The organism is Herbaspirillum lusitanum P6-12 (genome assembly GCF_000256565.1).
GTDB classification, from domain to species: domain Bacteria; phylum Pseudomonadota; class Gammaproteobacteria; order Burkholderiales; family Burkholderiaceae_D; genus Herbaspirillum; species Herbaspirillum lusitanum.
This window is the reverse complement of record NZ_AJHH01000082.1, coordinates 1-12,097: the sequence shown is the minus strand read 5'-3', so window position 1 is coordinate 12,097 and position 12,097 is coordinate 1. Positions and strand designations below refer to the sequence as shown.

The following is a 12,097-nucleotide window of genomic DNA, read 5'->3' as shown; positions in this document are numbered from 1 at the left end:
ACGCCGGGGGCCGGGCCGGCGCGGCGGCGTATTTCCTGCTGACCGATCGCCCGCGTGATGCGCACTGGCTCAATGACCGCGAAAAGGAACACGTCGAAACCGAACTGGCCGCCGAAGACCAGGCGCTCGGTCCGCGCGAGCACAGCTTCTTTGCCTCCCTGCGCAGCGGGCGCATGTGGGCGCTGATCATGGTGTTCTTCTGCATCATCGCCGGCAATGCCACGCTGGTGTACTACGGCCCGAGCCTGGTCAAGGAAGTCGGCTTTACCGACATCAAGACGCTGGGCTGGGTGATGGGCGGGATTTATTGCTGCGGCTGGCTGGGCATGCTGCTCAACGGCTACTTGTCGGACCGCAACAAGGAAGTGCGCATCCACACCGCGGTGGCGGCAGCGATCGGCGCGCTGGGTTTGCTGCTGGCGGCGTATTTCCTGGGCGAGAAGAGCGCCGCCGGCGTGGTGTTCGCACTGGCGCTGTCATCGGCCGGCACGATGGGCGCGATTCCCGTGTTCTGGCAATTGCCGGGACGTTTCCTGTCGGGTACGGCGATCGTGGTCGGCCTGGCGGTGATCAATTCGGTGGCCAATCTGGCCGGGTATTTTTCGCCGCAGCTGCTGGGTTATCTCAAAACCACCACCGGGCAATACGGCAAAGGCCTGACCACCATCGCCATTGTCGAACTGATGGCGACGGTGATGATTTTTGCCTTCATCAGCAAGACCTCGAAACTCGCAAAATAAGCGTCGGAAACCAAGTGTCGGAAACGCTCACAGATCCGGCGGTGGCGGCGCCAGCACATCGCGGCTGCCGCTTTTGGACATTGAGGACAGGATGCCGGCGGCTTCCATCTGTTCCACCAGGCGCGCGGCGCGGTTGTAGCCGATGCGGAACTGGCGCTGCACCGAGGAGATCGAGGCGCGCCGGCTGCGCGTGACATAGGCCACCGCTTCGTCGTAGAGCGGATCGGCTTCATCGCCGGGTTCGCCGAACATGTCGGTTTGCTGCGGCTCTTCCGAGGCCGGACCGGCCAGGATGGCTTCCTCGTATTGCGGCTCGCCGTGGGCCTTCAGGTGCTCCACCACGCGATGCACTTCCTCGTCCGACACGAACGCTCCATGCACGCGCTGCGGATAACCCGATCCCGGCGGCAGGAACAGCATGTCGCCGTGGCCCAGCAGGGTTTCCGCGCCCATCTGGTCGAGCACGGTGCGCGAGTCGATCTTGGACGACACCTGGAAGGCCACGCGGGTCGGAATGTTGGCCTTGATCAGGCCGGTGATCACGTCCACCGAGGGGCGCTGCGTCGCCAGGATCAGGTGAATGCCGGCGGCGCGGGCCTTTTGCGCCAGACGAGCGATCAGCTCTTCGATCTTCTTGCCGGCCACCATCATCAGGTCGGCCAACTCGTCAATCACCACCACGATCATCGGCAACGGATCGAGCGGCTCGGGCGCGTCGGGCGTGAGCGAGAACGGATTCTTCACGCGCTTCTCGGCGGCGATGCCGTCGGCGATCTTCTGGTTATAACCGGCCAGGCCGCGTACGCCCAGCGCCGACATCAGGCGATAGCGCTTGTCCATTTCGGCGACACACCATGACAGCGCATGCGCGGCCAGCTTCATGTCGGTCACGACCGGCGCCAGCAGGTGCGGAATGCCGTCGTAGACCGACAGTTCCAGCATCTTCGGATCGATCATGATCAGGCGCACGTCGTCAGGCGTGGCCTTGTACAGCAGCGACAGGATCATGGCGTTGATCGCCACCGACTTGCCGGAGCCTGTCGTACCGGCCACCAGCATGTGCGGCGCACGGGCGAGGTCAGTCGCCACCGGGACGCCGGTGATGTCCTTGCCCATCGCCAGCGTCAGATGCGACGCCGAGCGCGCATAGGCTTCGGACTGGATGATTTCGGCCAGGCGGATCATTTGGCGCTTGGGGTTGGGCAGTTCAAGACCCATGCAGGTCTTGCCGGGAATGGTTTCCACCACCCGGATCGAGGTCAGGCCGAGCGCGCGCGCCAGATCCTTCATCAGGTTGACGATTTGCGCGCCGCGCACGCCCAGCGCCGGTTCAATTTCAAAACGCGTGATGACCGGGCCGGCGTAGGCGCCCAGCACGGTGACGGGGACCTTGAATTCCTTGAGGCGTTGCTCGATCAGCTGGCCGATTTCCAGCAGCTGGGTTTCGTCCATCTCGACCGGCATGTCGCTGCCCTGGTCGAGCAGTTCGATGCCGGGCAGGGGAACCTCGGTCGGACGATACGGACGAGCCGGAGCAGGAATTGGCGCAGCCGGCTGGGCTGCGGGCGCTTGAGTCCAGGTGCGGATCTGCATGGGCGCAGCGGCAACAACTGGTTCCTGGATCGGTTCTTCAAATAGCAAAGCCGGAGCCGGTGATGGCGTAGCGTAGGCCGGTTCAGGGATTTCGATGACGTCCGGTTCAATGCGGGTGTCGATGATGTTGAATGGCTCGGGCGCGGTCATGACTTCCGGCTCCGGCGCGACGGGATGGAAGGCGGCGGTCTGGGGCACAGTCGGCGGCAGGACCGGCATAAGACCCGGAGCAACCGGAGGAGCAATGGCCGGCTCGACAGGCGCTACCGGTTCACGCGCGCGCAGCGAGGCGCTCAGCGACGTCGGAATCGCCTGGCTGCGGTCGCTGGCGGTGCTGATGCGGACCTTGGTATTGCTGCCGGCGATGGGTGTGATCTTCGGTTTACTGATGAGGCTGGTGGCCAGAGACGGCTTGGGTGCCGCATTATGGGCCCGGGCCGGAGTTTCGGCTTGCGGGATGGAAGCCGAGCGCGCCAGCATGGCCTGTGTCGGGCGCAGCGATTCGAACGCGGCCCATTCGGAGGCAGGACGCGCCGGTCGTTTGGGCGGTTCGGCCTTGTGTTGCGAAGCGCCGGGCCAGTTACCGGCGGGATTGGCGGCGCGTGGCAATTCATTGGGCAGCGGCCAGGGATCGCGCTTGCGGGTCAGGTTGCCGAAGGCCGGCGAGGCAGGCGAGCCAGGCGGCTTCGGTTGCGCAGGTGGAGGGCGGTGCGATTGCGCGGCCGGCATGTTGCGAATGGTGGGGGCGATATTGGCCTGGGTGCGGCGCGGCACCGATGCCTGCAGCGGCAGGGAACTGGTATCGGCATCGAGGTCGGGCCTGGTCTTGCGGCGGCCGAACAGCCAGAACAGGCCGATCAGTCCTGTTGTCAGCAAGGCAATCACCGCGATCAGCTTGCCGAAGGCGGCGGTGACGTTGCGTGCGAGCGCCTGGCCGAACAGGTCGGTTTCCAGAATGGCATCGCCCTGCGAGCGCAGCATGGCCTCGATCGCGCTACTGGCGCACAGGACCGCCAGGGTGCCCAGCCAGATGCGGATGGAGCCGCGTCCGCGCAGGCCTTTTCCGGACAATAAAGACAGTAATACTCTGCCCAGCAGGGGCAGTATCCACAGGAACGACCAGCCGAACCAGTCAAGTAAAAATAAGCGCATCCCGCAAGTTTACAGGAAGCGGGCGCTCAAGCTGAAATTTAAGCTGAAACTTAAGATGAAAAAATCCCGCTTCCCTGACCCAAAGCCAAGGAAGCGGGAGTGCGGCCGCAAGGATTTACTTTTCCAGCGGCACCGTCAACGGCTTGCCGTCCTGCACCAGCGACCAGACCAGCAACTTCGCCGGTTTGGTGGCGCTGGCGTTGCGCGACACCAGGTGCGGCGTGTCCGGCGCTTCATACCAGGACTCGCCCGCCTTGTAAGTCACCGGCGCGCCGCCCTGCAGTTGGGAGACCACTTCGCCTTCCAGTACGTAGGCGAAGATCGAGCCGGGATGGCGGTGCGCCACCGAGCTTTGGCCGGGACCGTAGGCGACGACCGCCATGACGCCGCTTTTGCCGGGCGCATCGGACAGGGCCTGATGCTGCAAAGGCGTGACGACTTCATCGCCATGTTTGCCGTCGTGGGCGCCGGCGCTGGCCACCATGGCCAGCAAAACGATTAGAAGCGCGCTTTTCGCTGTAGAAATGAATCGCATGTCAGGCTCCTTGTCCGTCGCTGTTTCAGGCGACCGGCATCTTGCGGAAGCCGATGGCGAAACGGTTCCAGGCATTGATGGTGTTGATGGCCAGGGTCAGGTTGACCAGTTCGGCATCGGTGAACTGGGCGCGCGCCAGGGCATAGTCCTCGTCGGGAGCGCCGGTTTGCGAGATCAGGGTCAGCGATTCGCTCCAGGCCAGGGCGGCGCGCTCGCGCTCGGTGAAGAACGGGGTTTCGCGCCAGACCGGCACGGCGTACAGGCGGCGTTCGGTCTCGCCGGCCTTGCGGGCGTCGGCGGTGTGCATGTCGACGCAGAAGGCGCAACCGTTGATCAGCGACACGCGCAGCCGGACCAGTTCCAGCAGGGAGGTTTCGAGGCCGAGCTTGCCGACCACGTTTTCGAGGGCGATCATGCCCTTCAGGACTTCAGGGGATGCTTTGTAGAAATCGACGCGTTGTTCCATGGCGATGCTCCTTGGTAAGTTAAGTAAATTAAATCAGTCAGTGAAATCGTTGTGGCCGGTGTGTGTTTGCTTGGCCAGTGACGTCATCATAAGGAGACCACTCCCGGTCGCGGATAACCAATTCCTCGAAAAAACAGGAGACCACTTTCGATCGCCCGGCTAGAATCGCCGAGGAAGCGCAAGCAGCGACAAGTCGCAACAAGCAGCGAACAACAAACAAAAACACAGCAGGGAGCAGCCCGCATGGAATTGCACATCGTCATCGAAGGCAGCAAGGATCTGGCCGGGCAGGTTTATCGCCAGCTGCGCGACGCCATACAAAGCGGCCGCCTGGCGCCGGGAGAACAGGTGCCGCCGTCGCGTCTGTTGGCAATACAACTGGGCCTGTCGCGCAAGACCGTATCGGAAGCCTATAGCCGCCTGACGCTGGACAAGCTGCTGGTGGGCCGGACCGGCAGCGGCACCTTCGTCAATGCGCCGCCCGAGCCGAAATCCAAGCCGAAACGTTTTGAAAGCGGCGACCTCGCCTCCGGCAAACTGATCGCGCATTGGCTCGATCAGTCGTTCCCGCTGCTGATGCGGCATGTCGGTCCGGAAACGCGCTCGCAATACGATTTCATGGGCGGTATTCCGGTGCGCAGGCAATTCCCGCAGGAAGAGTGGCGTCAATGCGTGCTGTATGGCTTGCGCCAGATCAGCGAATCGTGCGGCTTCTATGCCGAGACCGAAGGCTTGCCGGCGTTGCGTGAAGCGATCGCACGCCACGTCTCGTTCTCGCGCGGTGTGCAATGTACGGCCGCCGACGTGCTGGTGACCAACGGCGCGCAGCAGGCGCTGGACCTGATTGCGCGGGTGCTGGTGGAGCCGGGCAGCGTGGTGGCGGTGGAGGATCCCGGCTACCCGCCGGCGCGCATGCTGTTCTCGGCGCAAGGAGCCCGGGTGGAGAGCGTGCCGGTGGACAGCGAAGGGATGCGGGTCGATCTGATTCCGGACGGCACGCGGCTGATCTACGCGACGCCGGCGCATCAGTTCCCGCTCGGCATGCCGATGAGTCCGGCGCGGCGTGCGGCCTTGCTGGCGCGTGCGCGTGAATTGCGGGCCATCGTCATCGAAGACGACTACGACAGCGAGTTCCGCTATGAAGGCCGGCCGATGGATTCGCTGCAAAGCATGGACCAGGATGGGCTGGTGGCCTTTGTCGGCACCTTTTCCAAGTCGATGAACCCGGAGTTGCGCGTCGGCTACGTGATTGCGCCGCCCTCGATTTTGCGCGCCATGACCGTGGTCAAGGGCCTGTCGGACTGGCATACGCCGACCATGACCCAATGGGCGATGGCCAGGTTCATCGACGAAGGCTATCTGCAAAAGCATATCCGACGCTGCCACGGCATCTACGTCGCGCGGCGCGAAAAGCTGCATGCCGCGCTCAACGGCACGCTCAAACCCTGGATGTGCGCGGTGCCGACCACCGCCGGCTTCCACCTGGCGGCGCGGATGACGGCCGAGGTCGACATGACGCAACTGCTGCGGCTGGCGCGCCGGGTCGACGTCGCACTGTACACGCTGGACGAGTTCTACTACCGGGTCAAGCCCGAGCCCGCGCTGTTCTTCGGCTATGGCGCCATCGAGTCGCTCGACATCGAGACGGCGCTGGGACGCGTGAAGACGATCCTGGAAGAACTTGGCAATTGAGCGGCGGTTAAGCAGCAACTACGCAGCAACTACGCAGCCAACCCTTCAGGCCCTGCTCAGACCTTTTCGATCATCGGATAAAAATCGCGGTCCTCGCGCTGCATGCGGTCGAACAGGACTTTCAGTACCTTGTTGGCGTCACTGCGGAAACCGCCCGGATCGGCAGCAACGTGGCCGGCGTCATTCCATTTGCGCGCAAATTCGCCATAGGCTTCGGCGATGTGCGTCATTTCATGCTGGTATTGCTTGCCCATCATGGCCAGGCGCGGATTATTGGCCTCCTGCAAGGCGGGATAGAGGAATTTGTCCTCGATCGACAGGTGGAGCTTGATGACCGAGCTCATCTTGATCACTTGTGCAGCGATGTCGGCGGCGTGTTCGGCGATGCCCAGATGGGAAAACTCCTTGAGCTTGCGGATGTTGTCGAAGATGACGCTGTGCTGGTGTTTGTATTTGTCGATGTCCATGGAGTTTCTATCGGTATCTCATTCTCGTCAGGTCTGAAACGGCGCCGGACTGCCTTCAGCCCGGCGCGCGGTGCTTAATCCAGCGAAGAAGCCGGGCCGAAGAACTCGTAGCGGGCCTGCGCCGCCGGAACGCCCAGCTCGTGCAGATGGCGCTTGACGGCCTTCATGAAGGACTTGGGACCGACGAAATAGGCGTCCACGTCCATCGACTCAGGCAGCCAGCGGGACAGCTTGTCGCGGTCGAGGTAGCCGGTCGCATGCGGGGCCGGGTCTTGTTCGCGCGTTTGTTCGTAGCAGAAGAAATGCTGCAACTGCGGATATTCCTGCGCCAGGTCGGCGATCTTCTTGCCGAAGGCGTGCACGCCGCCGTGGCGCGCCGCATGGATGAACACCACCGGGCGCTTGCCCGGCAGCGCCGCGTCCAGCATCGCCAGCATCGGCGTGATGCCGACGCCGCCGCTGATCAGCACCAACGGGCGCTCGCTTTGCGTCAGGGTGAATTCGCCCGACGGCGGCATCAGGTCGATCTGCTTGCCGACGGTCATGTGGTCGTGCAGGAAGTTGGAAACCTTGCCGTTCGGCTCGCGCTTGACGCTGATGCGGTACATCTTGCTGTTCGGCGCGGCCGAGAGCGAGTACTGGCGGCGCATTTCTTCGCCGTCGACGGTGACGCACAGGCCGATGTACTGGCCCGGGTGGTATTCCAGGATGGCCTTGCCGTCTTCCGGCGCGAAGTAGAAGGAGGTGATTTCCTCGCTCTCGTCGACGCGGCGCACCACGATAAACTTGCGCAGGCCGCGCCAGCCGCCGTCGGCCTTTTCGGTAGCCTGATAGATGCCTTCCTCGGCGCCGATCAGGATCTCGGCGAGTTGGCCGTAGGCGGCGCCCCAGGCTTCGATGACCTGGTCGGTGGCGATTTCCGCGCCCAGCACTTCACGGATGGCGCGCAGCAGGCAGTCGCCGACCATCGGATAATGTTCGGGCTGGATCTGCAGGGCGACGTGCTTGTTGATGATGGTGGTGACCAGGCCGCCCAGTTGTTCGAGCCGGTCGATATGGCGCGCGTACATCAGCACGCCGTTGGCCAATGCGCGTTGCTGATCGCCGCTGCCTTGATGGGCTTTGTTGAACAGCGGGATGACTTGCGGGTAGTCGCGCATGAGCATCTTGTAGAAGTGCGTGGTCAGCGCTTCGCCGCCGCTTTCGAGCAGGGGGACGGTGGATTTGACAATGGCGCGGTGGACGTCGGAGAGCATGGCGATACCTTTCAGGGTTGAACAAGTGGGACCGAGGTCAAGAATCCTCGTTTTTTGCATCTTCTTATCCCTTCTTAATCAAACTCCATGCCAGACTAAAAATCTTTTATAATCAGTCACTTAAAAAATGACCGAGTCGAATAGACCCGAGTCATAACGACTCATAAGGGTAAAAATGACTCCGAAGCTCATGCTGGACGCATTGATTCCGCTGATGGCCGATCTGTCCAGGGAATTGCACGACAGCGAGCGCTATCGCCGCCTGCTGGACACGTTGCGGATGCTGTTTCCCTGCGACGCCGCCGCCTTGCTGCGGCTCGACGGCGAGATATTGGTGCCGCTGGCGATCAACGGGCTGAGCAGCGACACGCTCGGCCGGCGCTTCCGCGTGAGCGAACATCCGCGCTTTCGCGTGCTGTTGTCGAACGTGCCGCCGACGCGTTTCCCTGCCAACTCGTCCTTGCCGGATCCTTACGACGGCCTGGTCGAAGCGCATTCGGGCGAACTTCATGTGCACGATTGCATGGGCTGCCAGATCAGCATGAACGGCCGGCCCTGGGGTTTGCTGACGCTGGACGCGCTCGGTCCCGGACGCTTCGATTCGGTCGACACTGCCTCCTTGCAGGCTTTCGCCAGTCTGGCGGCGGCCACCGTCAATGTCGCCGAACGCATCCATAACCTTGCCGAGACCAGTGAGCAGGAACGCCAGCGCGCCGAAGCCTACCGGCTCGCCGCCAACCAGAGCCGGCGCGAGCTGATCGGCCAGAGTCCGGCGCACAAGCGCATGATGAAAGAGGTGCGGCTGGCCGGTCCGAGCAACATGACGGTGCTGATTACGGGGGAAACCGGCACCGGCAAGGAGCTGGTCGCCAACGCCATCCACGCCGCCTCGCCGCGTGCGCGCAAGCCCATCATCAGTCTCAACTGCGCCGCCTTGCCGGAAACCCTGGTCGAGAGCGAGCTGTTCGGCCACGTACGGGGCGCGTTTTCCGGCGCGGTCAGCGACCGGCGCGGCAAGTTCGAGTTGGCCGACGGCGGCACCTTGTTCCTCGACGAGGTGGGAGAGTTGTCGCTGACGGTGCAAGCCAAGTTGCTGCGCGCGCTGCAGAGTGGCCAGATCCAGCGCGTCGGTTCGGACGAGGAGCATAAAGTGGACGTGCGCGTGATCGCCGCCACCAACCGCGATCTTGAGGAAGAAGTGCGGCTGGGCCGCTATCGGTCCGACTTTTACCATCGCCTCAGCGTCTACCCGCTGGCGGTGCCGCCGTTGCGCGAGCGCGGTCACGACATCTTGCTGATCAGCGGATTCTTCCTGGAAGAAAACCGTTTCCGGCTGGGTTTGCTGAGCCTGCGCCTGGCCACCGATGCCCAGGAAGTGCTGCTCAATTACCGCTGGCCTGGCAATGTACGCGAGCTGGAACACGTGATCGCGCGCACCGCGCTCAAGGCGCTCGGCAAGCATCCCGAACGGCCGCGCATCCTGACGCTGGCGGCCGAGGATTTCGATCTGTCCAATGAGAAGGCGAACGCGCTGTCATCGCACGAGGGATTGCATGAGCAGCAAGTCCAGACCGAGCTCGACCTGCAGAACGCCAGCGGCCTGCGCGACGCCGTGAGCGCCTACGAACGGCGCCTGGTCAGCGCCTGCCTGGCGCGCAACGGCGGCAACGTCGCCTCGGCCGCGCGCGAACTGGGTGTCGACCGCGCCAATCTCAACCGGATGGCGAAGCGGCTCGGGCTGAAGTAGCGCCGATCACGTCAAAACTGTTCCCACGAGCCTGCGTCGTCGTGCGCAGGCGCTTCGCTGGCGATGGTTTTTTTCACCGCAGCAGTCTTGGATGCGGTCTTGACGTTTGTTTTGGCAGGCAGAGACGCCGGCTCGGGCGTGATGTTCACGGTGCGCTTGGACGCTGTGGCCGTGTGTGTCTGGCCTTGCGGCAAGGCATGGCGATCCAGCTTGAATACGCTGACGATCTGTGACAGGTTGCTTGCCTGTTCCTGAAGCGACTGGGCCGCGGCAGCGGCTTCCTCCACCAGCGCAGCGTTCTGTTGCGTCACTTCATCCATCTGGGTAATCGCGCGGTTGATCTCATCGAGGCCGACGCTTTGCTCATGGCTGGCAGCGGTGATTTCACCGACGATGTCGGTCACGCGTTTGACGCTGCTGACCACTTCGTCCATGGTCGAACCGGCTTGTGCGACCAGCTTGCTGCCGATATCGACCGTGGTGACGGAGTCGTCGATCAACTGCTTGATTTCCTTCGCGGCGGCGGAAGAGCGTTGCGCCAGGCTGCGCACTTCGGAGGCGACCACGGCAAAGCCACGGCCTTGCTCGCCGGCGCGCGCGGCTTCCACGGCAGCATTAAGCGCCAGAATATTGGTCTGGAAGGCAATGCCGTCAATCACGCTGATGATATCGACGATCTTGCGTGAAGATTCGTTGATCGAACCCATGGTATCGACCACCTGACCGACCACGTTGCCGCCCTGGATGGCGACTGCGGAGGCGGACGCCGCCAGCTGGTTGGCCTGGCGTGCATTGTCGGCGTTCTGCTTGACGGTTGACGTCATCTCTTCCATGGCGGAGGCGGTTTCTTCGAGCGAGCCGGCCTGCTGCTCGGTGCGCGAGGACAGGTCCATGTTGCCGGTGGCGATTTCGCTTGATGCGGTCGCGATCGTGTCGGTGCCGGTGCGTACGCTGCTGACGATGCGCAGCAGGTTGTCGTTCATCTGCTTGAGCGCACCGAGCAACTGGCCGGTTTCGTCTTCGCTGTTTTGTTGGATATCGGCCGTCAGGTCGCCGTCGGCAACCTGGCGGGCGATCTTGACGGCTTGCGTCAGCGGCCGCGAGATGATGCGCGCCACCATGATTGCCAACGTCATCGCCGCAATGATGCACAAGGCCAGCATGGCGATGATCCACAGTCGCCCGTTATGGTAAGTGTCATCGGCCAGCTTGTTCGATATGTCCGAGCCACGCTCATTGACGGCGCTCAATTTGTCGAGGATCTCGATCGCCTTGCGATAGCTTTTGGTCGATTCGCCCTTCATGAGGGCGCGTGCCTCGGCGTTCTTGTTGTCGCGCGACAGGGCGATGATCCTGGGATGTTCGGCGACCATGACGTCCAGCGTTTTGCCGAGTTCCGGGTAGAGGGCGCGTTCTTCCGGTTCGGTGATCTGGCTCTCGTACAGCTTGCGCGATGCGGCAAGGGCGTCGAGTTGCCTGTTGGCGTTCTGCTCGATTTCCTCAAACTCCTTGGCGTCGGCGGCAAGAATATGCTGCTGCTCAAAGCTGCGGATGCGCGAGGCCGTGAACTTCAGCTGGGCGAGGGTACGGATGGTCGGCAGCCAATTGGTGGCGATGTCGGTAGAAGCGCGGTTGACCTTGTCAAGCTGGCTGATGGCGAAAACGCCAAGTCCTGTTGCCAACACGATCACGGTTAAAAAGGTGGCGATCAGCTTGGTGGCGATCTTCAAGTTGTAGAACCATTTCATTGCGTGTCTCCCCGCTTTTTGTGAATCGGCGCATCGCATCTTGATTTCCGATGGTGCTTTTCTTCCCGCCCGCAGCAGCGGCCAGTTCCTCACAGAATTGCATGGAAGATAACTTTATTCAAACAAAAGCCGTCGTTATTCGTGTATTTATTGATAATTTTTCTTCTTGTAATTCACGAGGGATATGCAGGTGCTGACAACAAGCTTGCGTCGTTGCAGAAGCGTTTTCTTGCGGCGTGCAGAGGGAGGATCGCGGCTCAGGCCAGCGTGATCTCGATGCCTTGCGCCTGGTAAGGCGCAATCAGTTCGGCGGCGGTGTCGCGATTGAGTACGATGCGGCTGACCTCGGCCAGCGGCACGATTTCGAACGGCGAGGTGGTGTCGAGTTTGTCCGGCGACGCCAGCACGACGGTGTCGGCTGCGGCGCGGCTGAAGGCGCGCTTGATGCCGGCTTCGTCGAAGTCGAGTGAAGTGATGCCGGTGCGCGGATGCAGGCTGCACACGCCCATGAAATACTGGTCGGCGCGCACTCGTGCGATCTCGTCGATGGTGCCGCTGCCCATCGCCACGACCGAATGCTTGAACAGCTTGCCGCCGATGATGATGACGTCGATATGCGCATGGTTGGACAGCTCGACCGCGATCGACGGGCTGTGCGTGACGACGGTTGCCTTCAGGTCCGGCGCCAGATGGCGCGCCAT

General features: G+C 62.6%; 10 protein-coding genes. 3 read left to right on the top strand and 7 right to left on the bottom strand.

All coding sequences use genetic code 11. From position 1 onward, the window contains the following. A partial coding sequence (locus HLUSI_RS26690; RefSeq protein WP_016832522.1) for an MFS transporter occupies positions 1-740 on the top strand: 740 nt, incomplete at its 5' end. A gap of 27 nt (positions 741-767) precedes the next feature. Here the strand turns inward: HLUSI_RS26690 and HLUSI_RS0102780 are convergent. From HLUSI_RS0102780 to HLUSI_RS0102770, 3 genes are all read right to left on the bottom strand, one after another. Beyond that, positions 768-3,485 carry a DNA translocase FtsK gene (locus tag HLUSI_RS0102780; RefSeq protein ID WP_029363046.1) on the bottom strand — a complete coding sequence of 906 codons (2,718 nt, stop codon included), beginning with the start codon at positions 3,483-3,485 and terminating at the stop codon, positions 768-770. A gap of 115 nt (positions 3,486-3,600) precedes the next feature. Continuing rightward, positions 3,601-4,020, bottom strand: a complete 420-nt coding sequence (locus tag HLUSI_RS0102775) for a cupin domain-containing protein (RefSeq protein ID WP_040503090.1) — start codon at positions 4,018-4,020, stop codon at positions 3,601-3,603. Positions 4,021-4,045: 25 nt separating this feature from the next. Continuing rightward, positions 4,046-4,486 carry a carboxymuconolactone decarboxylase family protein gene (locus HLUSI_RS0102770; RefSeq protein WP_016832519.1) on the bottom strand — a complete coding sequence of 147 codons (441 nt, stop codon included), beginning with the start codon at positions 4,484-4,486 and terminating at the stop codon, positions 4,046-4,048. Between the two features lie 243 nt (positions 4,487-4,729). Here HLUSI_RS0102770 and pdxR point away from each other — a divergent pair, with 243 nt between their 5' ends. Next, positions 4,730-6,178: a MocR-like pyridoxine biosynthesis transcription factor PdxR gene (pdxR, locus tag HLUSI_RS0102765; protein WP_016832518.1), complete on the top strand. Its 1,449-nt coding sequence runs from the start codon at positions 4,730-4,732 to the stop codon at positions 6,176-6,178. Positions 6,179-6,234: 56 nt separating this feature from the next. Here the strand turns inward: pdxR and HLUSI_RS0102760 are convergent, their stop codons facing one another. Both HLUSI_RS0102760 and hmpA read right to left on the bottom strand, forming a co-directional pair. Continuing rightward, positions 6,235-6,645 carry a hemerythrin domain-containing protein gene (locus tag HLUSI_RS0102760; RefSeq protein ID WP_016832517.1) on the bottom strand — a complete coding sequence of 137 codons (411 nt, stop codon included), beginning with the start codon at positions 6,643-6,645 and terminating at the stop codon, positions 6,235-6,237. 74 nt (positions 6,646-6,719) lie between these two features. After that, positions 6,720-7,901 (bottom strand): NO-inducible flavohemoprotein, encoded by a 1,182-nt coding sequence (gene hmpA, locus HLUSI_RS0102755; protein WP_016832516.1) that lies wholly within the window; start codon positions 7,899-7,901, stop codon positions 6,720-6,722. Positions 7,902-8,076: 175 nt separating this feature from the next. On the opposite strand from hmpA, the gene norR reads away from it, so the two are divergent. Further along, the gene (gene norR / locus HLUSI_RS0102750) at positions 8,077-9,648 is read left to right on the top strand and encodes a nitric oxide reductase transcriptional regulator NorR (protein WP_029363045.1); all 1,572 of its coding nucleotides are present in this window, start codon (positions 8,077-8,079) and stop codon (positions 9,646-9,648) included. An 11-nt stretch (positions 9,649-9,659) separates the two neighbouring features. Here norR and HLUSI_RS0102745 read toward each other — a convergent pair whose 3' ends face one another. Together HLUSI_RS0102745 and HLUSI_RS0102740 are read right to left on the bottom strand one after the other, a co-directional pair. Continuing rightward, entirely contained in the window at positions 9,660-11,396 is a 1,737-nt protein-coding gene (locus HLUSI_RS0102745) for a methyl-accepting chemotaxis protein (protein WP_016832514.1), read from the bottom strand. A 257-nt stretch (positions 11,397-11,653) separates the two neighbouring features. After that, on the bottom strand, positions 11,654-12,097 hold a 444-nt coding region (locus HLUSI_RS0102740; RefSeq protein ID WP_016832513.1), incomplete at its 5' end, for a DeoR/GlpR family DNA-binding transcription regulator.